Annotated in this window: 22 protein-coding genes; 18 read left to right on the top strand and 4 right to left on the bottom strand. The window is 37.0% G+C overall.

Annotated features, from left to right (window positions below; all coding sequences use genetic code 11):
- Window positions 1–4: 4 nt before the first annotated feature.
- Window positions 5–301: a YtpI family protein gene (locus tag D8M04_RS00925; RefSeq protein WP_121520489.1), complete on the bottom strand. Its 297-nt coding sequence runs from the start codon at window positions 299–301 to the stop codon at window positions 5–7.
- 158 nt (window positions 302–459) lie between these two features.
- Here D8M04_RS00925 and D8M04_RS00930 point away from each other — a divergent pair, with 158 nt between their 5' ends.
- Window positions 460–1,401 carry a DHH family phosphoesterase gene (locus tag D8M04_RS00930; RefSeq protein WP_121520491.1) on the top strand — a complete coding sequence of 314 codons (942 nt, stop codon included), beginning with the start codon at window positions 460–462 and terminating at the stop codon, window positions 1,399–1,401.
- 73 nt (window positions 1,402–1,474) lie between these two features.
- Here the strand turns inward: D8M04_RS00930 and ytrI are convergent, their stop codons facing one another.
- Together ytrI and ytrH are read right to left on the bottom strand one after the other, a co-directional pair.
- Window positions 1,475–1,984, bottom strand: coding sequence for a sporulation membrane protein YtrI (gene ytrI / locus D8M04_RS00935; protein WP_121520493.1), 510 nt, complete (start codon window positions 1,982–1,984; stop codon window positions 1,475–1,477).
- On the bottom strand, window positions 1,984–2,316 hold the full coding sequence (gene ytrH / locus D8M04_RS00940) for a sporulation membrane protein YtrH (protein ID WP_121520495.1): 333 nt from the start codon (window positions 2,314–2,316) through the stop codon (window positions 1,984–1,986). Before ytrH ends, ytrI begins: the two co-directional genes overlap by 1 nt.
- Window positions 2,317–2,540: 224 nt before the next feature.
- Here ytrH and dnaE point away from each other — a divergent pair, with 224 nt between their 5' ends.
- The 8 genes from dnaE to D8M04_RS00980 all read left to right on the top strand — a co-directional run bounded on the left by dnaE (window position 2,541) and on the right by D8M04_RS00980 (window position 13,431).
- Complete coding sequence (gene dnaE, locus D8M04_RS00945) at window positions 2,541–5,888, top strand: DNA polymerase III subunit alpha (protein WP_121520497.1); 3,348 nt, start codon at window positions 2,541–2,543, stop codon at window positions 5,886–5,888.
- Window positions 5,889–6,065: 177 nt separating this feature from the next.
- A complete protein-coding gene (gene ystJ / locus D8M04_RS00950) occupies window positions 6,066–7,304 on the top strand; it encodes an NADP-dependent malic enzyme (protein WP_121520499.1) in 1,239 nt (412 codons plus the stop codon).
- Window positions 7,305–7,333: 29 nt separating this feature from the next.
- A complete protein-coding gene (locus D8M04_RS00955) occupies window positions 7,334–7,957 on the top strand; it encodes a FadR/GntR family transcriptional regulator (protein WP_121520501.1) in 624 nt (207 codons plus the stop codon).
- 92 nt (window positions 7,958–8,049) lie between these two features.
- On the top strand, window positions 8,050–8,913 hold the full coding sequence (gene accD, locus D8M04_RS00960) for an acetyl-CoA carboxylase, carboxyltransferase subunit beta (RefSeq protein ID WP_121520503.1): 864 nt from the start codon (window positions 8,050–8,052) through the stop codon (window positions 8,911–8,913).
- On the top strand, window positions 8,910–9,866 hold the full coding sequence (gene accA, locus D8M04_RS00965; protein ID WP_121520505.1) for an acetyl-CoA carboxylase carboxyl transferase subunit alpha: 957 nt from the start codon (window positions 8,910–8,912) through the stop codon (window positions 9,864–9,866). The genes accD and accA overlap by 4 nt, the downstream gene beginning before the upstream one ends.
- Window positions 9,867–10,186: 320 nt before the next feature.
- Complete coding sequence (gene pfkA / locus D8M04_RS00970; RefSeq protein WP_121521673.1) at window positions 10,187–11,146, top strand: 6-phosphofructokinase; 960 nt, start codon at window positions 10,187–10,189, stop codon at window positions 11,144–11,146.
- A 27-nt stretch (window positions 11,147–11,173) separates the two neighbouring features.
- Window positions 11,174–12,934: a pyruvate kinase gene (pyk, locus tag D8M04_RS00975; protein WP_121521674.1), complete on the top strand. Its 1,761-nt coding sequence runs from the start codon at window positions 11,174–11,176 to the stop codon at window positions 12,932–12,934.
- A gap of 107 nt (window positions 12,935–13,041) precedes the next feature.
- Entirely contained in the window at window positions 13,042–13,431 is a 390-nt protein-coding gene (locus D8M04_RS00980) for an FxsA family protein (protein WP_121520507.1), read from the top strand.
- Between the two features lie 4 nt (window positions 13,432–13,435).
- On the opposite strand, the gene ytvI is transcribed toward D8M04_RS00980, so the two are convergent.
- On the bottom strand, window positions 13,436–14,539 hold the full coding sequence (ytvI, locus tag D8M04_RS00985) for a sporulation integral membrane protein YtvI (RefSeq protein WP_158595072.1): 1,104 nt from the start codon (window positions 14,537–14,539) through the stop codon (window positions 13,436–13,438).
- A gap of 570 nt (window positions 14,540–15,109) precedes the next feature.
- Between ytvI and citZ the strand changes: the two genes are divergently transcribed.
- From citZ to D8M04_RS01030, 9 genes are all read left to right on the top strand, one after another.
- On the top strand, window positions 15,110–16,231 hold the full coding sequence (citZ, locus tag D8M04_RS00990) for a citrate synthase (RefSeq protein WP_121520511.1): 1,122 nt from the start codon (window positions 15,110–15,112) through the stop codon (window positions 16,229–16,231).
- A 106-nt stretch (window positions 16,232–16,337) separates the two neighbouring features.
- The gene (gene icd / locus D8M04_RS00995; RefSeq protein WP_121520513.1) at window positions 16,338–17,609 is read left to right on the top strand and encodes an NADP-dependent isocitrate dehydrogenase; all 1,272 of its coding nucleotides are present in this window, start codon (window positions 16,338–16,340) and stop codon (window positions 17,607–17,609) included.
- A gap of 35 nt (window positions 17,610–17,644) precedes the next feature.
- Window positions 17,645–18,583 carry a malate dehydrogenase gene (gene mdh / locus D8M04_RS01000; RefSeq protein WP_121520515.1) on the top strand — a complete coding sequence of 313 codons (939 nt, stop codon included), beginning with the start codon at window positions 17,645–17,647 and terminating at the stop codon, window positions 18,581–18,583.
- A 257-nt stretch (window positions 18,584–18,840) separates the two neighbouring features.
- Window positions 18,841–19,533 carry a response regulator transcription factor gene (locus D8M04_RS01005; protein WP_121520517.1) on the top strand — a complete coding sequence of 231 codons (693 nt, stop codon included), beginning with the start codon at window positions 18,841–18,843 and terminating at the stop codon, window positions 19,531–19,533.
- The gene (gene pnpS, locus D8M04_RS01010; protein WP_121520519.1) at window positions 19,533–20,897 is read left to right on the top strand and encodes a two-component system histidine kinase PnpS; all 1,365 of its coding nucleotides are present in this window, start codon (window positions 19,533–19,535) and stop codon (window positions 20,895–20,897) included. The genes D8M04_RS01005 and pnpS overlap by 1 nt, the downstream gene beginning before the upstream one ends.
- Before the next feature lie 627 nt (window positions 20,898–21,524).
- Window positions 21,525–24,161, top strand: coding sequence for a DNA polymerase I (polA, locus tag D8M04_RS01015; RefSeq protein ID WP_121520521.1), 2,637 nt, complete (start codon window positions 21,525–21,527; stop codon window positions 24,159–24,161).
- A gap of 14 nt (window positions 24,162–24,175) precedes the next feature.
- The gene (gene mutM / locus D8M04_RS01020; protein WP_121520523.1) at window positions 24,176–25,006 is read left to right on the top strand and encodes a DNA-formamidopyrimidine glycosylase; all 831 of its coding nucleotides are present in this window, start codon (window positions 24,176–24,178) and stop codon (window positions 25,004–25,006) included.
- A 4-nt stretch (window positions 25,007–25,010) separates the two neighbouring features.
- Complete coding sequence (gene coaE / locus D8M04_RS01025) at window positions 25,011–25,610, top strand: dephospho-CoA kinase (protein ID WP_121520525.1); 600 nt, start codon at window positions 25,011–25,013, stop codon at window positions 25,608–25,610.
- 292 nt (window positions 25,611–25,902) lie between these two features.
- Window positions 25,903–26,928: a glyceraldehyde-3-phosphate dehydrogenase gene (locus tag D8M04_RS01030; protein WP_121520527.1), complete on the top strand. Its 1,026-nt coding sequence runs from the start codon at window positions 25,903–25,905 to the stop codon at window positions 26,926–26,928.
- The last annotated feature ends 54 nt before the right edge of the window (window positions 26,929–26,982 follow it).

The following is a 26,982-nucleotide window of genomic DNA, read 5'->3' on the forward strand; positions in this document are numbered from 1 at the left end:
GTTTTTATTCGCTTGGATTTAGACGTTTCCATTCATTTCGATAGTGTTTGGATTCTTTTAGACCATAATACATTTGATAGCCACCAAGAAGTATAAAAATGATACCAATTATCAAGGAAACCCTTGTTAGATAAAATAAATATTGATTAATCGCAAAGAAGAAAACGAAACTGCCAAGACAGATGCGCGATTTTGCGTTAAAATAGTGTTGAGTTAAACCATCATCACTTTTCACAATGGCTACCTTATAGTATACATACAGTACAATAGAAATAACAATGAGAATAGGGAAGATAATCATACAACCGCTCCTGTTAAAAAATCTGGTGCTGCCTTTATGTACAGTTACTGATGAACTGATAAAATGTAAGCAAATATCTACTGAGTAAAGTCTCCCTTTATTGTACCTTTTATTTTGAATTTTTGCTAGACATACTGAATAAGAAATGGAGAATAAACATGGTAAAAGACATCATACAAGCAATCAAAGAATATGAAACGATTATTATCCATCGGCATGTAAGACCAGATCCTGATGCATTAGGGTCTCAGGGAGGTTTAATGGAAATAATTAAAGCGTCCTTCCCATCTAAAAAGGTTTATGCAGTTGGTGAAGAAACACCAGATCTTACTTTCCTCTTACGGATGGATAAGATTGAAGACAGTATATATAATGGCGCATTAGTCATTGTTTGTGATACAGCCAACTCCCCGCGAATTGACGACGATAGATATACATTAGGTGCTAAATTAATTAAGATTGATCATCACCCGGTAGTAGACAAATATGGAGATATCCGCTGGGAGAATACAGAAGCCAGCTCTGTTAGTGAGATGATATTTGAATTGTACCTTGAAGGAAAAGAAGATGGTTTACAAATGAACGAAAAGGCGGCGCGCTTATTGTATGCGGGAATAGTTGGGGACACTGGGCGCTTTCTATTTCCTAGCTCCACAAAGAAAACCTTCCAATATGCAGCAGAATTGGTTACATATTCATTTGACCGTACGCAATTATATCAGCAACTGTATAGCGAAAAAGATAACATTGCCAGATTGAAAGGTTATATCCTGCAGCAATTCTCGCTATTCCCTTCTGGAGTATGCATTATTAAGCTAACAAAGGAAATCCTTAACAAATACGGAGTTTCAGCACAAGAAACAGGTCAGCTCGTCCATGTGATTAGTGAAATTGAAGGAATTAAAGCTTGGGCATTCTTTATTGAAGAAGAAGATCAAATTCGCGTTCGGATTCGCTCAAAGGGACCGATTATTAATGGAATAGCAGAGAAGTATAATGGTGGCGGACATCCACTTGCTTCCGGTGCTACTATTTACGATTGGAATGAAGTGGAAAAGGTACAAGCTGACCTTGAGGAAGTTTGTCGTAATAATGGTTAGATATATAAAGGATGATTTCATTATGAAATCATCCTTTTATTATTTACAGCATTTTTCGAAAAAAGGTAGTTCTTCATATTTTATTTGATAATTTTGCACGCAGCTTAATTTTTAAAGATTTTGAGATAGTGAGTTCGGTGATATCAAAGTAATAGGTTATATCCTCTATTGTAAACCCTTTATTCTCTATCGTGCGATAAAGGAGAAGGTCGCTCTCGCTTATGGAATCGACACGTCTTCCAATCAGATAATTAATCTCATCTTTAATCAAATCTTCTAATTCATGCATAATTAGCCGATCTAATTTTACCTCCTCTGGATTTATGATTTGCACCTCAATCAATTCAATGATAGGCTCCTGATTCGACTTTTCATTTAAATCTTCATTGGCTGCTAATAGTGCCTCATTCTGCCTTTTTAATTCGTTATATTGTGATTGCAGTTCTAGATTTTCCTCGATCAATTCTTCATACATGGAACCATACATGTAAATAAGGACAAAGTAAGAAACAATAGCTCCAAGTGTGCAACCTACTATTAATAACTGCCAGGCTGGTTTTTTATGATATGGAGGGATATGCATTAATTAATTTCCTCCTGAACCAACCAATGAATTAATAACATCGCAAGTTTGACACCGCCCATTGCAGACAAAATAAGAAGAGCCTGCTTCACTAAGTCAATGGTTGCACCATCATTTAAGCCTCTTTGAATATTCTCGATCGCATCAAAGGTACCGCCAATAGCGGCAACAATGGCCCAGATTTGCAAACTTCTTGCTATCCGAACAATAGAGGTTAGTGGCGGGTCGCCAACAGCAAAAGCGCCCATACTTCCGATTAAGGAACCACCTATCACAATTCCGAATGCAATAAAGAAGCACTGGATAAACGATTCAAAAAATCTTTCTTCCATTGTCTCTCCTCCTTAAGGAAGGGTCCATAAAGTTTATGAAGGAACCGGACAAGTTATGATTGACAAGCTTGCATTTCACAAACTTGGCTGTTTCTTGATGGATCTGAATCCATCTATTAATAAGGACAAACCGTATACACGTTCGGATGGATACTGTTATAATAGAAACATAAATAGCGGAATGCCCAGATTAGTCTGGAGAGTTTGAAAAGGCGGGATGATAAATGAGTTTTACTCATTTAAGAGTTCGAAGTGGCTATAGCTTAATGAATAGCACGATAACAATTGAGAAATTAATAGAACATGCAAAAGAATTACAATTCGATGCACTTGCACTTACAGATGAAAAGGTACTATATGGAGCGATTCCTTTTTATAAGGCTTGTATGAAAGCCGGAATGAAACCGATTATCGGATTGACGGTAAAGGTAGAAAATGACGACGAGGCGGTAGAACTGGTTCTTTTAGCAAAAAATAAGATTGGATATCATAATCTCATTAGACTAACAACACACCTACAGGTTGAACGTCTGGAAACGATCTCTCTTTCTTCGCTTCAAACGTATACAGAGAGTCTAGTCGGGATTTTCCCCTTACAAGAATCAAAGCTGGCTTCGATCCTTCTGCATGCACCACACGATAAAGCTATCGAATATCTTACAGATTGGCAGAAGGTATTTAACCTAAAGGATTTTTATCTTGGTCTTGAAAATAATGGCAATCAAGAAGAATTAAATCGTTCGGTAAAAGCTTTTTATGAAAAATATGGAATACCAGTTGTCCCAATTGGTGACGTTCGTTACTTAGAGGAAAAAGACGATATTGCCTTTGATGTCTTGCAGGCGATTAAAACTGGTCGACCGTGGGAAATGAAACGATCTACTCTTACGGTTAAAGGGAAGCATTTAAAATCCAAACAAGAATTAGAAAAGTCTTTTGCCTTCTGGACCGAATTAGAATTCTGGACAAGAGAGGTTGTAGATAAGTGTAATGTCAACATTGATTTCTCTCAACGCTTGCTTCCATCTTTTCCGGTTCCAGAAGCCATGTCAGCACATGAATATCTCGAGAAGCAATGTTTGAGCCTTGTAAAGAAAAGATATAATGATATAACAGAGGATATCACGAAGCGGTTGAGGTATGAGCTTGAAGTTATACGCACGATGGGATTTAGTGATTATTTTCTTATTGTTGCTGACTTTATTCAGTTTGCGAGAGATAAGAATATCTTAGTAGGACCTGGCAGGGGATCTTCAGCGGGATCGCTTGTAGCCTATGTGCTTGGTATAACTAATGTTGACCCACTAAAGTACCATCTTTTATTTGAAAGGTTTTTAAATCCTGAACGTCAAACCATGCCAGACATTGATGTTGATTTTTCAGATGAACGAAGAGATGAAGTAATTGCTTATGTGAGAGAAAAGTACGGGGAAGAACATGTTGCACAAATTATCACCTTTGGTACGTTTGCTGCACGCTCGCTCATCCGGGAGCTAATCAAGGTATTGGAAATAGATGATCAAGAGGCAAGGTTTATTTTGAAAGAGATACCGCTGCAATCGAAGCAGTCGATTAGTCAGATTGTGCTGGAGAGAAAAGAGCTTCAGGATTATATTAAGCAGTCCAATAAACTGAAGGTATTATTTACAGTTGCTATTAAGTTAGAAGGAATTCCAAGGCATACATCTACACATGCAGCAGGTGTAGTGATAAGTGAGCAACCATTAGTGGAGCATGTTCCACTATCTTTGGGGGCAAACGATACGCTGCTGACACAATTTACAATGAATGATTTAGAGTCGTTAGGTCTTTTGAAAATGGATTTCCTCGGTTTAAGGAATTTATCTATGATTGAAAAAATCATTCAATCCATCCAGTATTCGCATCATAAGCAGATAGACCTGGATAAGATTCCAGAAGTAGATAAAAACGCCTTTGAACTTTTGCGAACGGGAAAGACAAATGGGGTCTTCCAGTTGGAGTCGCAAGGGATGAAAAACGTCCTAACTCAGTTAAAACCAACTTCCTTTGAAGACATTGTTGCAGTGAATGCCTTGTTCCGTCCAGGTCCAATGGATTTTATTCCACGCTATATTGCCAGAAAGCATAAAAAGGAAGAAGTCACCTACCTGCACCCAGATTTAGAACCAATCTTAGGGCAGACATATGGAGTGCTGGTTTATCAAGAGCAAATTATGCAAATTGCCCATGTAATCGCTGGATTTTCTATGGGTGAAGCAGATATTTTGCGAAGAGCGGTTAGCAAGAAGAATAAAGAGGTCATGGACGAACAGAGGAATGCGTTTATCAATGGATGTAAAAAGAATGGTTATGATGAGAAAATCGCAAATGAAATATTTAGTTGGATTGTAAAATTCTCGAATTATGGTTTTCCTAGAAGCCATGCCGTTGCCTATAGTAAAATCTCTTATCAGCTTAGTTATTTAAAAGCAAACTATCCAGCTGATTTTTTCGCAGTTCTGCTAAGTTCCGTCCGTAATCAATCAGATAAGCGTGAACAATATTATAAAGAAATGAGAGATTTTCAAATAAGTCTTCTTCCTCCATCGATTAATCACAGTTTCGGGAAGTATACAGTTGAAAACAAACAAATTCGAATTGGCCTATCGCAAATAAAGGGAGTAGGTAACCCTGCAATACAGGAAATTAATAGAGTTAGAAAATCTGGTCGAATTAAGAATATTTTTGACCTCTGCTTGCGGGCGGATACGAAGATTATAAACAGAACAACTCTCGAGAATCTCATAATGGCTGGAGCTTTCGATGAAACGTATTCCAACCGTGCAAGTTTACTTGCCTCTATTGATCAGGCCATGGAACAAGGAGAATTATTTAGAGAATTTACGGATCAGCCAAGCCTTTTTCAAGATCAGCTTGAATTGGAAGCTAGCTATGTAGAAATAGAAGACTTTTCGATTGTAAAGAAATTAGCCGATGAAAAAGAGTTAATCGGAACCTATGTTTCAAGCCATCCTTTAAAAGAGTATCGAGAGTCCTTACGAGGGGCAGGCTATATTCCTCTCCAAAATGTGCAGCATTTAGTTGGAAAGAAAGATGTTAAGTCTGTTGTCATCATTGAAGCAATCAAGACCATTCGTACAAAACGGGGAGAATCGATGGCGTTTCTAACTATTTCCGATGAAACAAATGATATTGATGCAGTCCTTTTTCCCGAGCAATATCGTAATACAAATCGATGGCTGAAGGAAGAAGCAATCATCATTATAAAAGGGAAAATAGAAACTAGAAACAGTCAAATACAGTGGGTTATCAATGAATTAGAACCTTTTCAGCCAGAAATGCTTCATCGTGAATCAAAACAGCGACTATTTATAAAGGTAACGAATGATAAATCTGAAAATGCTTTAGGTGTGATTAAGAGATTAGCGAACGAACATCCTGGCAATGTTCCGGTTATAATCTATCAAGAAAGAACAAAACAGACTTATCGACTTTCTGTGGAGTATAATGTAACTCCGAATAGGGAGTGTTTGCAAGCTTTAAGAAATTACTTTCTCTATGATAATGTTGTCCTTCAAAAGATAGATTGATTGGACAAGATGAGACGTTTAAGAATTCGATTTCTATAAAAAACTAACAGGTTAGACTTTACAGACTGAGTTCATTTGATATAATGTAGGATTATAAGTGGTCAGACCACTGGGAGAAAGCTGTTTTAGAACTTATTTATATTATCTATAAATAAACAAAGGGGCGAATATGTAGAAATGGCTAGCTTTAAAGATGAAGCGCTGCACATCCATAAATCCAACCAAGGGAAACTGTCTATTAAGTCTAAAGTACCTGTAAGGAATGCGAGTGACTTAAGTTTAGCATACTCTCCTGGAGTTGCTGAGCCTTGTAAAGAGATTCACGACCGTAAAGAGATGGTTTATGATTATACCATGAAAGGAAACATGGTAGCGGTAGTTAGTGATGGTTCGGCAGTACTGGGACTAGGGAATATTGGTCCAGAAGCTGCATTGCCAGTTATGGAAGGGAAAGCTGTTTTATTTAAGACGTTTGCAGGCGTGGATTCTTTCCCTATTTGTCTTGCAACACAGGATGTAGATGAAATTGTGAATACTGTAAAATTATTAGAACCGACTTTTGGCGGGGTGAATTTAGAAGATATTGCAGCACCTAATTGCTTCATCATTGAAGAACGTTTAAAGCGAGAAACAAATATACCTATTTTCCATGATGATCAGCATGGAACAGCAATTGTAACTGTTGCTGGCCTGATCAATGCATTGAAATTGGTTAATAAGGCTTTTACTAATATTAAAGTGGTCATGAGCGGTGCAGGGGCGGCTGGAATTGCGATTATTAAATTACTGAAAAGTTTTGGCGTTCATAACATGATTATGTGTGATTCAAGAGGGGCTATCTTTGAGGGACGTCCATATGGAATGAATCCTGTTAAAGAAGAGGTAGCTAAGTTTACAAACCGTAATCGTATAGAGGGTCAATTAGAAGAAGTTTTGGAAGGTGCCGATGTATTTATTGGTGTATCAGTAGCAGGTGCGCTAACAAAGGAAATGGTTGCGAGGATGAATGAAGACCCGATTATTTTTGCGATGGCAAATCCTGATCCGGAAATTATGCCTGATGAAGCAAAATTAGCAGGGGCTAGAGTTATTGGAACTGGTCGTTCGGATTTTCCAAACCAAGTTAATAATGTACTGGCATTTCCTGGTATTTTCCGTGGTGCATTAGATGTTCGTGCAACGAGAATAAATGAGAAAATGAAAGTTGCGGCAGCAGAAGCAATAGCTTCCCTCATTTCTGAGGATGAATTACATGATGATTATGTAATCCCTGCCCCTTTTGATTCTCGGGTTGCTCCTATTGTTGCTAAAAGCGTAGCAAAAGCGGCAATGGAATCTGGGGTGGCACGTATAAACGTCGACGCTGAAGACGTAGCAGAGAAAACAAGAAGATTAACGATAACGGATAAAGATTAGATGTAATGCTAAAGGAGTGAACGTTCGTAGTGACCCTATCATCGAAGAAGAAGGTTTATCAAGGAGTACTTCAGGAGATAAGAAACTTCATAGAGCTAAACCAGTTAAATCCTGGAGATAAATTGCCCTCAGAAAGGGAGCTTGCTCAAACCTTACATGCAGGTAGGTCATCCGTACGTGAAGCATTGCGGGCTTTGGAATTGCTTGGCATTATTGAAACAAGAGCTGGTGAGGGAACGTTTCTTAGCAATTATCGCCCGCTTCAGACAATGGAAGTACTTGCATCCTTTATTTTGAGAGAAAAGGATATACGAAATGATATACTTCATTCAAAGTGTCTAATTGAAAAAGAAGCAGCGAAACTGGCTTGTACTAAAATAAATAAGGTCGATTTGATAAAACTAGAGGAAATCATCAACGATTCCTCTAGTTCTATTAAAGATAAGCATTTGAAATTATTTGATTATATTTTTGGTAAAACGGAAAACTTGTTATTAAAGAGAATATGGAATTTATTAGAAGACTTTTCAACTTCGATTAGCAAGAAAACTTATAAGGAAAACTTTTATCCTGCGCTTCTAAAACTCCTTACCAATAAAGATCTTCCTGGAATAGAAAGATTGTTTATGGAAAATACATTTGTTAATAACTGATTCTAATATAATCCTTTTACCCAACAGTTTGATAAGCTATGATTTCAAACCTGTAATTGTCTAGTTTTTTAGTAAGAGAAGGAGGAATTAACTTGCAGCTGAAAGGAATTTTTACAAAGCGCAAGAAATATGCAACCATTCCAAGCGAAAATAGTAAAATTGATGTGCCACAGGGCTTAATGAAAAAATGTGAGGGTTGCAATAAAATATATTATCGTAAAGAGTTGATCAAAGCTTTAAATGTATGTCCAAACTGTGGTCACCATCATCCGTTAACTGCATGGGAACGTATTGACAGCTTATTCGATGCAGATACCTTCGAGGAATGGGACAAAGAAATGACCTCCTCAAACCCACTCAAATTTCCTGATTATGAAGAAAAAGTTGATAAAGATAGGAAGAAAACTGGACTAAATGAAGGAATTGTTACCGGAAAAGGCTTGATAAATGGACAACCTACTGCCTTTGCCGTAATGGACTCGCACTTTCGAATGGGAAGTATGGGAAGTGTTGTAGGAGAGAAGATTGCAAATGCATTGGAAAATGCCCGGAAGAGCTCCTTGCCGTTTATTATATTTACCGCTTCTGGTGGTGCAAGAATGCAAGAAGGGGTGCTAAGTTTAATGCAAATGGCTAAAACTTCCATTGCTATTAAGCGATTTAGCGATGAGGGTGGTTTCATGATTTCTGTTATGACACATCCCACTACTGGTGGTGTTTCTGCTAGTTTTGCTTCTTTAGGTGATTACAACTTTGCTGAACCGAAAGCATTGATTGGATTTGCTGGGCGAAGAATCATTGAACAAACCATTCGTGAGAAACTACCTGATGATTTTCAAACGTCTGAATTTTTATTGAAGCACGGTCAACTCGATAAGATTGTACATCGCCATGAAATGAAAGACCTTCTATCGACGTTATTGGAGATGCATCAGAAGGGTGGAAGCAAATCATGAAGCAAATGTTAGATTTTGAAAAACCGATTGTTAATTTGAAAGAAAAGATTAGCGAATTAAAAAGGTTTACAGAAGACAGCGAAATAGATTTAAAAGAGGAAATAGAAACATTAGAAAAACGTTTGAAAGTATTAGAAGATGATATCTACGGTAATTTAAAGCCTTGGGATCGAGTTCAGATGGCGAGACACGCTGACAGACCAACAACCTTAGACTACATCAATGCTTTATTTACAAACTTTATCGAATTCCATGGAGATAGGGCTTTTGGAGATGATGAGGCAATTGTCTCTGGAATTGCTTATTATAAGGAGACCCCCGTTACAGTGATTGGGCATCAAAGAGGAAAGGATACGAAAGAAAATATCCGCAGAAACTTTGGTATGCCACATCCCGAAGGTTATCGGAAAGCATTAAGGCATATGAAGCAGGCTGAGAAATTTAAAAGACCAATCATTTGCTTTATTGATACGAAGGGTGCTTATCCAGGTAAAGCGGCAGAAGAAAGAGGACAGAGTGAAGCAATTGCTAGAAATTTAATGGAAATGGCAGGACTTACTGTTCCCATTGTTTGTATCGTTATTGGTGAAGGAGGAAGCGGTGGTGCTTTAGCGCTAGGAGTTGGTGACCATATTCATATGCTCGAAAATTCTACTTACTCTGTTATTTCTCCAGAAGGGGCAGCATCTATTTTATGGAAAGATGCAAATCAAGCGAAGAAAGCAGCAGAATCTTTAAAAATCACTAGTTATGATTTGAAAGAGTTAGGAGTCATTGATCAAGTAATACCTGAGCCAAAAGGTGGAGCACATCAAGATGTTGAGCAGCAAGCCGCTTACATTGATGAGGTGTTGCATCAGTCGTTGCAAACTTTATCTAAATATTCATCACATGAATTAATTGAGAAAAGATGGGAAAAATACAAGCAAATAGGGGATTATAAGCAATTGTAAAGACCAAGGGTTGATGATTTCCAGATTGTCAACCTTTCCTTATGGTGTTATAGTACTATAGGTTGAGTTTATCTTTCAGGAAAATAAGGGTATGTTTTTATCAAGGTTATTTGTTTTTTATCCAAATTCAATTAATAGCTATTTGTTCTGAAAATTACTTTTTTCTGTTTTATTGTGTTATTGATTGATATTTAAGCTGTTTTACTTTATCTTTAAATTGTCCGATATTATTGATGAAGAATACATAGTACAGGTTGATCAAATACTTTGATACAGTTTTATATCATACCGGAATTTAATAACTAGAGGTGAATGAAGTGATTAAACGAATCGGTGTACTTACGAGTGGTGGAGATTCCCCTGGAATGAACCCGGCTATTCGTGCAGTCGTAAGGAAAGCAATTTACCATAACGTAGAAGTTTTTGGTGTGAGATATGGTTACCAAGGTCTGATGGATGGGAATATCTTCCAAATGGATTTAGGTTCTGTTGGGGATATTATTCATAGAGGTGGTACGATGCTCTTTTCTGCCAGAAGTGAAGAATTTAAAACAGATGAGGGCCAAGAGAAAGCCATCGAACAAATGAAAAAACACGGAATAGACGGATTAATTGTTATTGGTGGAGACGGTAGCTTTAGAGGTGCCCAAAAGCTGACTGAAAAAGGATTCCCGTGCATAGGTGTGCCAGGCACCATTGATAATGATATTGCTGGAACTGATTTTACTATTGGATTCGACACAGCACTGAATACCGTTATTGAAGCTATTGACAGGGTAAGAGACACGGCTACTTCCCACGAACGTACATATATAATTGAAACGATGGGAAGAAATGCTGGAGACTTGGCTTTATGGGCTGGTCTCTCTGGAGGCGCAGAGAGTATTATCATCCCTGAAAAAGAAGAGCCTTTTACAGATATATGTGACCGTTTGGTACGTGGGCATCAAAGAGGTAAAAAACATAGTATTATTGTTCTTGCTGAAGGTGTTGGCTCCGCATTTGACTTTGGAGATCGTATTACCAAAGAAACGGGTCTAGAGACGCGTGTTACTGTTTTAGGTTATATTCAGCGAGGAGGGTCACCAACAGCTCAGGACCGTGTGCTTGCAAGCCGTTTAGGTGCCAAAGCCGTTGAACTGTTAATTGAAGGTAAAGAAGGCAGAATGGTTGGGATTCAAAATAATCATTTAGTTGACTACGACATCAATGAAATATTATCAGCAAAACATCACATCAATTTAGATATGTATAACTTGTCCAAACAACTATCGATATAATACAGCTTCAAGGAGGAAACAAAAATGATGAGAAACACAAAAATTGTATGTACAATTGGTCCTGCTTCAGAATCGATTGAAACACTAGAAAAATTAATTGACGCTGGGATGAATGTTGCTAGATTAAACTTCTCCCATGGAGATTACGAAGAGCATGGTGCGCGTATCATAAATATTCGCCAAGCTGCCAAAAACAAAGGGAAAACAGTTGCAATTCTATTAGATACAAAAGGCCCTGAAATTCGTACCGGTAACTTTGTTAATGGACAAGATGAAATTTCAGAAGGAAGTACAGTTTATTTAAGTATGAAGGAAGTAGAAGGAACTGCTGAACGTTTTTCTGTCACTTATGATGGATTAATCAATGATGTTCAAGAAGGTTCTAAAATTTTACTTGATGATGGTCTAATAGAACTTGTAGTCGTTTCTGTTGATAAGACAGCTGATGAAATTAAAACAGTCGCACTCAATGGTGGAACTATTAAAAACAAAAAAGGTGTCAATGTTCCTAATGTATCTGTGAACTTACCTGGTATTACAGAAAAAGACCGCAATGATATCAAATTTGGTATAGAACAAGACGTTGATTTCATCGCAGCTTCTTTTGTGCGCAGATCATCTGATGTACTTGAAATTCGTGAAGTGCTGGAAGCGAACAATGGAACTCATATTAAGATTATCCCTAAGATTGAAAACCAAGAAGGCGTCGACAATATCGATAGCATTTTACAAGTTAGTGATGGTCTAATGGTAGCGCGTGGTGACCTTGGTGTAGAAATTCCGGCTGAGGATGTACCGCTAGTTCAAAAACAATTAATCAAGAAATGTAATAATGCAGGTAAACCTGTTATTACTGCAACTCAAATGCTTGACTCTATGCAACGTAATCCGCGACCTACAAGAGCAGAAGCTTCAGACGTTGCCAATGCAATCTTGGATGGAACAGATGCGATTATGCTGTCTGGAGAAACTGCTGCAGGTAATTATCCAGTAGAGTCTGTTCAAACGATGAATAACATTGCCTTAAAAGTAGAATCTGCATTAAATCATAAGGTGATTCTAGATGAGCGTTCTAAAAATGTAGAAATGACGATTACAGAGGCAATCACACAATCTGTTTCTCATACTGCTATGAACTTAGACATTGATATGATTATTGCTCCTACAGAGAGTGGACATACTGCGAGAATGATCTCTAAATATCGTCCAAAGGCATCTATTTTGGCTGTTACTTTCTCTGAACAAGTGAATCGTCAATTATCACTTGTATGGGGTGTCCATGCTGTTATGGGCAGAAAAGCGAAATCAACCGATGAAATGCTGGATGTTGCTGTTGATGCTGGTCTAAATTCTAATCTTTGTCATAGAGGAAGCCGCGTCATTATTACAGCAGGTGTACCAGTAGGAGAAAGTGGAACAACCAACTTACTTAAAGTGCACATTATTGGGGATGTATTAGTAAAGGGTCAAGGAATTGGAAAAAGCTCTGCCTATGGTAGAATAGTTCATGCGAAAAATGGAGAAGAGGCTATTAATAAGGTAAGAGAAGGCGATATCCTTGTAACTTATGGAACAGACAAAGACATGATGCCAGCGATCGAAAAAGCTAGTGGTCTTATTACCCAAGAAGGTGGATTAACTTCTCATGCAGCGGTTGTTGGGCTTAGCCTGGGTATTCCGGTAATTGTTGGTGTAAATGATGTGTTTGAGCTGCTAGAAGAAGGACAAGATATTACAATTGATGGAACAAGTGGACACATTTACAAAGGACATGCGAAAGTACTTTAATGCGAATAGATAATAGACTAAATAGAGAAAATCGGCAAATTTGCCGGTTTTTTCTTTTCAATTTGATTGTTTGAATGTTATTATAATATTGTGGAAGGATGTAGGGCATGAAAGGCTTACTATTGTTGTTACTTGTATTGCCGGCAACGGAGATTGGGGTCTTTATCTGGGTTGGAGATATAATTGGTCCTTGGTGGGTTATTTTCCTTATCCTGCTTACTGGTATTATTGGAATCTCTATTGCTAGATATCAAGGTATGGAAACATGGAATCGAGCAAGAAGAGAGATGAATAAGGGAGTAGCACCAAAAGAGCAGATAATGGATGGCGTTTGTATCTTTATTGGTGGTATATTTTTATTGTCACCGGGTTTTATTACCGATACAATAGGACTTTTTTTTGTCCTTCCGTTTACGAGAAAACCAGTTAAGAGAATGGTTGCAAAATATATTAAGCGGAAAATGGAAAAGGGAACCATTATATATCGGAAATGGTAACCCATTAACCTTTAATAAATTTCCAAATATATATGAAGACATTTGATTGGTATAATGTATAAATGAAAATAAGAATAGCCGGAGCTATAATTAGACCCATTACCCCCCATACTTGAATACCAACAAAGTAGCCAATTAATGCGGCTAGAGGATGTATACCTATACTAGAAGAGATAATTTTTGGCTCTATAATCTGACGTATGATAATGATTAGCATGTATAATATAGTAATTCCAATGGTTAAACCATAATTGCCTGCCATGAATAAGTAAATAATCCAGGGAACAAATATTAATCCAACACCAACTAATGGAATTAAATCAGCAACGCCAGAGAGAAAGGCAATAGCCAGTGCATGCTCTACTTTTAATAGACATAAGCCAGTAAAAATAATACAACCTGTGATTAAAATTAACAGAAGTTGTGCTTTGGCGAATCCCCAGATTGCTTCTTTAAATGTACTGAGAACTGAATCACATGATTTCGCTACACTAGGAAAACGTGTTTCGGCATGTTTTTTTAATGTATTCCAATCTGCAGATATGAAAAAGGTTGCAAGCGTAATAAATCCTATGACTGTGAAAGATTGTGGTAATATGGCAAGCATATTGGGAATGTTTGTTAACGTATCTTGTAGTAAGTTAGAACCGCTGGCGGAAAGTCTGACCATTAATTGGTCCAAGCTCTCCTTTACTGTTGCTTGTTGATTGACATCAAGTGACAAGAAGAGCGAAAAAATTTTTTCATAAAGTGGCAGAATCTTCGTTTTAAATATGATTTCTATAAAGTGAAAGAATTCATTATAATAAGCTGGGAGATTGGCTGCTAAGAATAAAATTCCTTGGTAAATTTCTAAAATTATTACATATAGGATGAAACCTATAAAGACAAATACGAAAAAAAGAATGATAACCGTAGAAACTCCTCTTGAAAAATGAAAATGTCCTTCCAAAAAAGAAACCATTGGATTTATGATTACTGCAAGCAGAATCGCAATAATAAAGGGATAAACGTATGGAAAGGTAATTTGGAGCAACCAATATCCACTGATTAACGCACACAGTACTACAATAAAACGACAGATTTGAATGATAACTCCTTTATACAATCTTATTTCCCCCTAAGCCTGTACCATTTTGCTGTATTAATTACATATGATGTACAGAGCCGAAATAGAAGTAGAATAAACAAACTTAAGGGGGAAAAATAACAAAGAATCATAAGTGTTTAACCGCTCTCAACTGAATCTATTTGTTACTCTATTTTTTCTGCTATATATTATAAAGAATAAAAATTAGAGGAAGAAACAGCAGCATTTCATGTACAGTATGAAACAAATTTTTTTAAAGCCTTGTTGTATAATAGAAAACTATTTCTTTACCGACACTGTTGATAGACCAAACAAAAGAGTAATTGCGGATGAATACTACATTATCCGGTATTACGACGCTTTAATATTTGATTCAGTTTTGTGGTAATTTTATAAAATTAAACGTTTTCAATTCACATTACATTCATAATACTTTATAATCAAATTAGGGGAGACAATATTTATTAACTGTTACTTAACGACAATGCTTCGACAAATGGGGTTAGCGAAGTGTCAATTTTTTTCAGGTAATATTGTCAGAAAGTTGTTTATTAAAGCAACAATATAAAGATAAAGGAGAGGTTTCTTATGGCAACAACTACTCGAGGGCTAGAAGGGGTAGTAGCATCTAAAACATCTATTAGTTCTATTATTGATGATCAACTAACATATGTGGGTTATACGATTGATGACTTAGCTGAGAATGCTAGTTTTGAAGAAGTTGTTTATTTATTATGGAATCTAAAACTTCCCACACAGGAAGAATTAGATGAGATAAAGAAAGAACTTGCTGATAATATGGAAGTGCCACAAGCAATTTATGATCATTTGAAATCCTATGATTTAAAAGCAGTACATCCAATGGCTGCGCTAAGAACTGCAGTTTCTCTTCTTGGGGTATACGATGAGGAAGCAGATGTCATGGAGACAGAGGCAAACAGAAGAAAAGCGATCCGAATTCAAGCTAAGATTGCTTCTATTGTGACTGCCTTTGCTAGAATTAGAAAAGGTCTAGAGCCTGTTAAGCCAAAGAAAGATTTAGGTTATGCTGAAAACTTCTTATACATGTTAAATGGTAAAGAAGCTAATGAAATAGAAATAGAGGCTATTAACAAAGCATTAGTGCTTCACGCCGATCATGAGTTAAATGCATCCACGTTTACTGCTAGAGTATGTGTTGCAACGTTATCAGATATTTATTCTGGTATTACTGCAGCTATCGGTGCATTAAAAGGCCCATTACACGGTGGTGCTAATGAAAACGTTATGAAAATGCTCTTGGAGATTGGTGAGGAAGATAATGCTATTCCTTACATTGAGAAGAAATTTGCTAATAAAGAAAAAATTATGGGCATGGGACACCGTGTATATCAAAATGGCGATCCTCGTGCAAAACATTTGAGAGAAATGTCAAGACAGTTAACAAAACTTACTGGTCAAGAAAAATGGTATAACATGTCTATTAAGATAGAAGACTATGTTAAAGAAAAGAAAGGCCTACCTGCAAACGTAGATTTCTATAGTGCCTCTGTATATCATAGTTTAGGAATTGACTATGATTTGTTTACACCAATTTTTGCAGTAAGCAGAACTTCCGGCTGGTTAGCCCATATCCTGGAGCAGTATGCAGACAACCGACTTATCCGCCCACGTGCAGAATATATCGGTCCTGATACACAGCAATTTGTACCAATTTCTCAACGGGGTTAACCACTAACTGATGAGTTTATATTATTTAATATAAATCTAGTAGTCTTGCAAATAGCTGGGAAAACCTAGCTATTTGCTGGCAGTACAACAATAGGAGGTATTTGTGATGACACAAGGAGAAAAAATAGTAGTAGAAAATGGGAAAATGAATGTACCTAACAATCCAGTTATTCCATTTATTGAAGGGGACGGGACAGGACCAGATATTTGGGCAGCTGCTAGTAGAGTAATAGAGGCATCAGTAGAAAAAGCATATAATGGTGAGAAGAAGATTGAATGGTTAGAGGTATACGCTGGAGAGAAAGCATATAATAAGTTTGGCGAATGGTTGCCAAAAGAAACTTTAGAAAAAATTGATGAATATAAGATTGCAATAAAAGGACCTTTAACTACTCCAATTGGTGGCGGATTCCGATCTCTTAACGTTGCTTTGCGTCAGGAACTTGATCTATATACTTGCCTGCGTCCAGTTCGTTATTTTAATGGTGTACCATCTCCTGTAAAACGTCCAGAGGAAGTAGATATGGTTATCTTCCGTGAAAACACTGAGGATATTTATGCAGGAATCGAATGGCAAAAGGGTTCAGATGAAGTGAAAAAAGTGATTAACTTCTTAAAAGAAGAGATGGGTGTCGATAAAATTCGTTTCCCTGAAACATCAGGTATCGGTGTAAAACCAGTTTCTGAGGAAGGTACGAAACGTCTTGTTCGCTCGGCAATTCAATATGCTCTAGATGAAAATCGTAAGAGTGTTACGCTTGTACATAAAGGTAACATCATGAAGTTTACAGAAGGTGCTTTTAAGAATTGGGGATATGAAGTAGCTGAACAAGAATTCGGTGATAAAGTATTCACATGGGCAGAATATGATCGCATTGTTGAAAAAGACGGAAAAGATGCTGCAAATAAAGCGCAGGATGAAGCTTTAGCTGCTGGAAAAATCCTAATTAAAGATGCGATTGCTGATATCTTCTTACAACAAATTCTTACACGTCCGAAAGAATTTGACGTGGTAGCCACTATGAACTTAAATGGAGATTATATTTCTGATGCACTTGCGGCTCAAGTTGGTGGAATTGGAATTGCTCCTGGAGCTAATATCAACTACGATACAGGACATGCTATTTTTGAAGCAACACATGGAACAGCACCTAAATATGCTGGTCTTGATAAAGTAAATCCATCATCTGTCATTCTTTCTGCAGTATTAATGCTTGAACATTTAGGCTGGAGGGAAGCAGCAGATTTAATTACTGCATCAATGGATAAGACAATTGCTTCTAAAGTCGTAACGTATGACTTTGCTCGATTAATGGATAATGCAACAGAAGTGAAGTGTTCTGAGTTCGCTGACGAGTTAATTAAAAATATGGACTGAGAGCAAACCGTTATTGTAGAAAAGGGGATTCTATAATGGGATTAAAAAGAACTAAAATATCAGTAATTGGCTCTGGCTTTACTGGTGCTACAACTGCTCTTATGCTAGCGCAGAAGGAACTGGGTGATGTGGTACTAGTAGATATTCCAGATATGAAAAATCCAACAAAGGGAAAAGCATTGGATATGGCTGAAGCGGCTCCAGTTCAGGGATTTGATGCACGTGTAATAGGTACCGATGATTATAAGGATACAAAGGATTCAGATTTAGTAATTATAACAGCTGGTATTGCACGCAAGCCGGGTATGAGTCGAGATGATCTCGTTAATACTAATGCTAAAATTATGAAATCTGTTACCCAAGAAGTTGTCCATTTTTCACCGAATACAACGATTATCGTTCTAACTAATCCAGTAGATGCAATGACATATACTGTTTTTAAAGAATCCGGATTTCCAAAAGAACGTGTCATAGGGCAATCTGGCGTACTGGATACAGCACGATTCTGTACATTTGTCGCAGAGGAACTGAATGTATCTGTGAAAGATGTTAAAGGCTTTGTATTAGGTGGACATGGAGATGATATGGTTCCACTTATCCGTTATTCTAATGCAGGCGGAGTTCCATTAGAGAAATTAATTGCAAAAGAAAGATTAGCCGAAATAGTAGCACGTACACGTACTGGTGGGGGAGAAATTGTAAACTTACTAGGAAACGGCAGTGCCTATTATGCACCAGCAGCATCTTTAACAGTAATGGCTGAGGCTATTATAAAGGATCAGCGCCGCATTATTCCTGCCATAGCTTATCTTGAAGGGGAATATGGCTATCAAGATATCTATTTGGGAGTACCGACCATCTTGGGTGGAAATGGAATAGAGGAAATTATAGAATTAGATTTAACTGAAGAGGAATCAGCAGCATTGGATAAATCTGCTAACTCAGTTAAAAACGTATTAAAAGTATTATCATAATGGATCAAAAAAATCAGTGGGGAGTAATCCCCGCTGATTACTAATGAGAATAGCTTTAAAAAGCAGATGTTACAGGCTGTTAAATACATATTGTTAGATATTATAATTGCCTCATATAGGCTAAAGAAGGATTCTGCTTTGTTAAGGCAGTATTTTTTATTTGTAAAATTTTATTTACATTCGTTATTTATATTCGTTTCCATCATATTCAATGTTAAGATAAGATGTATAATTACTTTTTAAGCGGGGGTACATACATGAGTCAGAGGATTTTAATTGTAGACGATGAAAGATCTATAGTAACACTTTTAAATTATAATATTGAGAGAGCAGGATTTACGACAGATGTTGCCTATGACGGATTGGAAGCCGTGAAAAAATGTGAGAATAATGATTATGACTTGATTGTCCTAGATTTAATGCTCCCGGGAATGGATGGAATGGAAGTATGTAAGCATCTACGTTCTTCTAAAATTGATACACCGATTTTAATGCTTACAGCAAAAGATGACGAATTTGATAAAGTATTAGGATTAGAATTAGGAGCAGATGATTACTTAACTAAACCATTTAGCCCTAAAGAAGTAATTGCAAGGATAAAAGCCATTTTGAGAAGAGTACAAAAGGCTGCTCCAACCGATTTTCAATCTATTAAGGTTGGCGATATCACCATTTATCCAGAAAGATATGAAGCAGAATTTAATTCAAAAGTAATTACTTTTACTAGAAAAGAATTCGAACTTTTATACTTCTTAGCTACCAATAAGGGAAAAGTAATTTCGCGAGACCAATTACTAAGCGGTGTTTGGGATTACGATTTTGTAGGGGACACTCGTATTGTTGATGTACATATAAGTCATTTAAGAGAGAAAATCGAACCCAATTCTAAGAAGCCAATCTACATAAAAACGGTCCGGGGTCTCGGATATAAATTGGAGGAGCCTTCCTAATGAAGGAGCTTTTCAAGAAACCGATAAACCGTTATACCGTTCTCTTTTTTGTTCTCACCGTATTTACAGGTGCGATTATTGCAACGGTTAATAATAATATTATTATTCTATTTGCTATGTTAGCAATAGATTATATTATCTTACTTGTTGTTTTGCGGTTTATCTATTCGGGTTATATTAAACCGATTAAAAAGGCTACAGAAACGATTAAAGAAATTGGGAATGGAAATTATCGTGCTAAATTCCATCACCCATCCAGTAACATTATTGGAGAACTGAGCTATAATATCAATGCATTATCGAGAAACTTATGGGAAATAGCCATAAGAGAGGAAATAAAGTCAGAGCAATTGTCAACGATTATCGAAAATACAGAAAATGGTCTAGTTCTAATCGATGAAAAAGGCTATATTCATCTAGTAAACCGCAAATTTATAAACATGTTTGGTAATTCTGCAAAGGACTATAAAGGGTTCCTATATTATAATGTTATGGAGAATAAAGTTTTTCACAAAACAGTTCAAAATACCTTTTTATATGAAAGAAACATGAAAGGTGAATTTTCTCATTATATAGGTCTTGATAAATACTATTATGAAATTATAGGCGTTCCGATTTTTAATGAGAAAAACCGATTAAAAGGTGCAGTTGTTGTTATTCATGATATTACTGAGCTGAAAAAGCATGAAATTATGCGGAAGGACTTTGTTGCGAATGTCTCACATGAATTAAGAACCCCTATCACTTCTATTAAAGGCTTTGCTGAAACACTTTTAGAAGGTGGATTAGGTGATAAAGAAACTACACATGAATTTTTAAAGATTATATATAATGAAAGTGACCGAATGCAGCTCCTAATAGAAGATCTGCTAACTCTTTCCAGACTGGAAAATGAAAACTTCCAAATTGTATTAAATAAGTTCAATGTAAAAGAACTAGTAGATGGTATCATTCCGACGTTAAAGATCAAAGCGGAAAAGAAACAGTTACACTTAACAAGAGATATTGAAGAGAATTTAGAAATGAAGGCCGATCAGGAAAAAGTGAAGCAAATCTTTGTAAATCTGATAGATAATGCTATCAATTATACTCCTGAAGACGGTAAAGTCTCCCTAACAGTAAATTCTACTTCCGACTATGTTCATATTAAGGTGTCGGATACGGGAATAGGCATTGAAAAACAGAACCTCCCACGTATTTTTGAACGGTTCTATCGTGTGGATAAAGCAAGAAGCAGGAATACAGGGGGTACTGGATTAGGACTGGCAATTGTAAAGCATATTGTTGAAGTTCACGAAGGTAAAATGGAATTAGAAAGTGAAGTTAATAAAGGCACAACCGTACATGTTTATCTGCCACGCTAAAAACATTCTCTTTACAGAGGATGTTTTTTTATGGGCAAAATTTATAGAGTAATGAAAGGTAAAAACTGCAGTTGAATGAAAATGCTGATTAACTTAATTCAGAATAGTGGATATAACCGCTCCGGAAATACACTACGCTTTCCGCGGGCGCTGTTGAGCCTCCTCGAGACTGTTGTCTCTGCGGGGTCTCAACTAGGCTTCTCATCCCGCAGGAGTCACCGTGTATTTCCTCCGCTAAGATGTGCTATTTAACTTTAAACAATGCATAGAGGAAACACCTCCTAACTATATGAAGTGATTGGAGCGGAGGGCAGTCGACTCCTGCGGGAAAAGCAACAAGCGAAGACCCCGCAGGAAGCGTTCTTCTTCCGAGGAGGCTGAGACGTTGCCCGCGGAAAGCGTACTGGCCGCAGCGGAAATCACAAGCGCATGTTTCCATTGTGTTTCCGGATGTCTTGCACAATATACTGAATTAAACTAGTCTGCAGTTTATCTATTCTTCTCCGTAAGATCCTATAAACATTTCAATTAAGCCCCATAGAATGCTCGCTCAATGTATCATTTTCATTTCAATCTAGACAATGCTAAAATGATACTAGGTGTATTATTAAATTGGAGGACGGAAGAATGGCTAAGAAAATGGTTTTAATTGATGGAAATAGTATTATTTATCGTGCGTTTTTTGCATTGCCTTTATTGAACAACGATAAGGGAGTATATACAAATGCGGTTTATGGTTTTACTACCATGCTTTTAAGAATTCTGAAAGAGGAAAATCCAACCCATCTTTTAGTAGCGTTTGATGCAGGGAAAACCACTTTTCGTCATCAAACATTCAAGGAATACAAAGGCGGACGTCAAAAAACTCCTTCCGAGTTATCGGAACAATTTCCAATTTTAAAGGAGCTTCTCGACGCATTTGGAATTAAACATTATCAATTAGATCAATATGAAGCTGATGATATTATTGGTACACTTTCTAACCAAGCTAGTCAGGAAGGGTATGAAGTAACAGTCATTTCAGGAGATAAGGACATGCTTCAATTGGTGTCTGATCATGTAACTGTTAGTGTAACGAAAAAAGGCATTAGTGAGGTAGAAAAGTATACACCATCATACTTAAAGGAAAAAATGGAAATTACTCCAGAACAGGTTATTGAACTTAAAGCCTTAATGGGAGATAAATCAGATAATATCCCAGGTGTTCCGGGTGTTGGTGAAAAAACTGCTACTAAATTACTTAAAGCTTATCAAACAGTTGAAAACATTTATGACCATGTGGAAGAAATTTCTGGTAAGAAAATGAAAGAGAAGCTCATTGAACACAAAGAGGACGCCTTTATGAGCAAAGAATTGGCTACGATTAATCGCCAATCTCCAATCGAAGTCGAAATTCCTGATATTATTTTTGAAGGATATCAGGAAGATAAAGTCATATCCGTATTTAAAGACCTTGGTTTTCAGTCCCTTTTGGATAAGGTAGCTGGAGAGGAATCTCAAGAAGCAGAGAACATTGAGATGAATCATATCGATTATGAGATTGTAGAAAAAGTAACAGCTGATATGTTTACTGGCAGGGAAGCATTTATTGTCGAAATGCTAGGTGAAAATTATCATACCGAGGAAATTTTAGGATTTGGTCTAGTAAATGAAAACCGTTGCTTATTTATCCCAACGGAAGTTGCTGCCGACTCCAATGATTTTAAAGAATGGGCTGAGAATAGTAAAAATAAGAAAGTCGTATTTGATGCTAAGAAAACTTTAGTTTCACTCTTACGCCAAGATATTCATATTAAAGGAATTTCCTTCGATATGCTTCTGGCATCTTATTTAATCAATCCTTCTGAAAATAATCACGATATACCAGCTATTGCCAATCGATTAGGGAATAGAAATGTACTGATGGATGAAGAGGTATACGGAAAAGGTGCAAAACAAAAGGTTCCTGAAAAAGAGCAATTAGCAGAGCATATTGCAAGAAAAACGAAGGTTCTTTATGATATGAAAGACGAGATGGAGGACGAGCTAAGAGAGAATCAGCAGTACGAGCTACTAAAAGAATTGGAAATGCCGCTTGCTATCATTTTAGGGGAAATGGAACATCAGGGTGTGTTGGTGGATAAAGGGCGTATTGAGGAAATGGGAATGGAGCTTAAAGAGCGCCTTCATGAATTAGAGGCCGAAATTTATGAGCTGGCGGGTGAAAAGTTTAATATAAATTCACCGAAACAACTAGGACCAATTCTTTTTGAAAAGTTAGAGCTGCCTGTTATCAAGAAAACCAAAACAGGTTATTCTACGGCTGCAGATGTATTAGAGCAGCTTCAGAATGAGCATGATATCATTCCAAAGCTATTATTATACCGCCAATTAGGAAAGCTGCAATCCACATATATTGAAGGACTACTGAAAGTTATTCATAAGGATTCTAGCAAGGTACACACTAGGTTTAACCAAGCTTTAACGAAAACAGGAAGATTAAGTTCCATTGATCCAAATTTACAAAACATACCAATTCGTCTAGAAGAAGGCAGAAAAATTCGCAGAGCATTCGTCCCTTCAGAGAAGGGTTGGGTAATGTTTGCTGCGGATTATTCACAAATTGAATTGCGAGTGCTTGCTCATATTTCAAAGGATGAAAAGTTAATTGAAGCTTTTGAGAAGGATGAAGACATTCATACACAAACGGCAATGAATGTATTCCATGTGGAAAAAGATGAGGTAACCGATAATATGAGACGCCAAGCAAAAGCGGTTAACTTCGGAATAGTATATGGAATCAGTGATTATGGCTTATCCCAAAACCTGGGTATCTCAAGAAAAGAAGCAAAGGAATTTATTGAACGATATTTTTCTATCTATACTGGAGTAAAAGCATACATGGATGAAATTGTTCAAGAAGCCAAACAGCTTGGTTTTGTAACAACGTTAATGAATCGCAGAAGGTATTTACCGGAAATTACCAGCAGAAACTTTAATTTAAGAAGCTTCGCAGAAAGAACAGCTATGAATACTCCGATACAAGGCAGTGCGGCAGATATTATTAAAAAAGCGATGATTGACTTAGATGGGAAAATTAAGGAAGAAAAGCTTAAGGCGCGCATTCTTCTTCAGGTTCATGATGAATTAATACTTGAAGCGCCAAAAGATGAAATAGAAAAGCTAAAAGAAATTGTTCCAGAAATGATGGAGAACACTGTGGAACTAGGTGTTCCTTTAAAAGTGGAATACAATTACGGAGATAGCTGGTTTGATGCGAAATAAGGAGAAACGAGAAGATGCCAGAGTTACCAGAAGTAGAAACAATTAGGAAGACATTAGAGAATTTTGTGATTGGAAAAACAATTGAAGAAGTTCAAGTATTTTGGCCTAAAATAATTAAACATCCAGATGATATAAACCATTTCAAGCAAATTCTGATCGGACAAACCATACAAAAAATGGGAAGAAGAGGAAAGTTCCTGCTTTTCTATTTGAATGACTATGTCCTAATTTCTCATTTGAGAATGGAAGGGAAATATCGGGTGGTGCATCAAGATGACCCTATAAATAAACATACACATGTTATATTTCGCTTTAATAATGGAGAAGAGCTCCGCTATAATGACGTTCGCAAATTTGGGACAATGCATGTTTATCCAAGAGGAGAAGAGTTAAATCATCCGCCACTCGATAAATTAGGCCCTGAACCGTTTGATGATGCCTTTACCTTCGATTATTTTTATTCAAAGTTAAAAAGAACGGAGCGATCAATCAAAGCAGTATTACTGGATCAGACAGTGGTGACTGGTTTGGGCAATATTTATGTAGATGAGACACTTTTCCGAGCTGGTGTTTATCCTACTAAAATAGCGAATAAGCTTACGAAACAGGAAATCGAAAGAATCCGTATGGAAGCTATTGAAACCTTAAAGGAAGCAGTTCTCCAAGGAGGGACGACGATTCGTTCCTATGTTAATGGTCAAGGGGAAATGGGAATGTTTCAGCAAGATCTATTTGTCTATGGTCAGGAGAATAAGGCATGTAGAAATTGTGGACAGCCCATTGTAAAAATAAGAGTTGCCGGAAGGGGTACTCACGTATGTAATCAATGTCAAAGGGAAGGGTGATGGGATGGCGTTAATCATTGGATTAACAGGCAGTATTGCTAGTGGTAAAAGCACGGTATCCTTAATGTTCGACGACTTAAATATTCCTGTAGTAGATGCGGATAAAGTTGCAAGAGAAGTAGTTTACCCAGGAGAACCGGCATACGAAGCAGTCGTTAAGGAATTTGGGGAAGGCATTCTGAGGAAAGATGGCACCCTAGATAGAAAACACTTAGGATCTATTGTATTCAGTAATAAAAGAAAGTTAGAGACATTGAATGGGATTGTTCATCCTGCTGTGCGCAAGCGAATGATGGAGAAACAAGAAGAAATACTCCAACAGGGTGCTAACTGTGTGGTACTTGATATTCCACTTTTATACGAAAGTGAATTGACTCATTTAGTTGATAAGATCCTTGTTGTATATGTAGATGAAGATGTTCAATTGCAGCGTCTGATGAAACGGGACGGATTTACTGAAGAGGAAGCAATGCAGAGGATAAATGCTCAATTTCCTGTTAAAAAGAAAGCTGAATTAGCAGATGCAATTATCAATAATAATGGAGATAAATACAAATCATTCGAACAATTAGAGGAAATTTTAAAAGACTGGAAGATTATATAATCATTGTCTGAACCCGCAATAGCAGGTTCAGGCTTTTTTTATTGTCACTGTAAAAACCACAGTACATCATGCTGAAAAGCATTAGTGAGTCATTATAGCATTCCCAGCGTTGACGCTCATCCCTATACATTATATCTCAACAATTTGGTTTTCTTTAAATGACGAGTGACTCTCATCAAAAATAGTCAATAATGTATAAAAAAAGAATCACATTTTTAAGTGAATGTGTTATACTATTTAATATAAAGGGAATTTGAGTATAACATATATGTATAGGAGGAGTGGGAAGAGTATGGTTAAAACACGAATTGCAATTAATGGGTTTGGAAGAATAGGTCGGATGGTATTTCGTCAAGCAATCGTAAATGAGGAGCTTGAAGTCGTTGCCATTAATGCTAGATATCCGTCTGAAACCCTTGCACATTTAATTAAATATGATAGTATTCACGGTGCTTTTAACGGAGATGTGGAACCGCTTCATGGAGCAATCAAAGTCAATGATAAAATAGTGCAGATTGTAGACTCGCGTGACCCAGAGCACCTACCTTGGAAAGAGTTGGAGATAGATGTGGTTATTGAAGCAACTGGGAAATTTAAAACCAAAGAGAGTGCTGGATTACATATTACAGCAGGAGCTCGAAAAGTTGTAATTACAGCACCGGGAAATCAGGTTGATCGCACCATTGTTATGGGAGTTAACCATCATGAGTACCAACCAGATACAGATAACATTGTTTCCAATGCATCTTGTACTACGAACTGTTTAGCGCCAGTTGTAAAAGTGTTGGATGAGAATTTTTCTGTAGTGAATGGTTTAATGACGACCGTGCATTCCTTTACAAATGATCAGAAGAATTTAGATAACCCCCATAAGGATTTGCGTCGTGCACGTTCATGCACACAATCGATTATTCCGACCTCTACCGGAGCGGCGAAAGCTTTAGGTGAAGTTTTACCTCACTTAAAAGGCAAGTTACATGGAATGGCATTACGTGTACCAACACCGAATGTTTCATTGGTTGATTTGGTGGTTGATGTACAGAAAACGGTTACCGTGGATGAGGTAAATGAAGCATTTGAAAGAGCTGCAGAGCAAGAGTTAAATGGGATTATAAAATATAGTGAAGAGCCCCTTGTTTCTATAGATTATACAACAACAGAATACTCTTCTATCATTGATGGTTTATCGACAATGGTAATGGATGGAAACAAAATTAAAATACTAGCATGGTATGACAATGAGTGGGGTTATTCCAAACGCGTTGTTGATTTAACGAATTTAATCGGCAGTTATTTAAAAGAATCAGTTGAAGTATAGAGTGAAGTAATTTAATGAGGCTGGAATACAACGATACTGCATAAGTAAAAAAAC

It is taken from the genome of Oceanobacillus piezotolerans (assembly GCF_003665065.1).
GTDB lineage: Bacteria > Bacillota > Bacilli > Bacillales > Amphibacillaceae > Oceanobacillus > Oceanobacillus piezotolerans.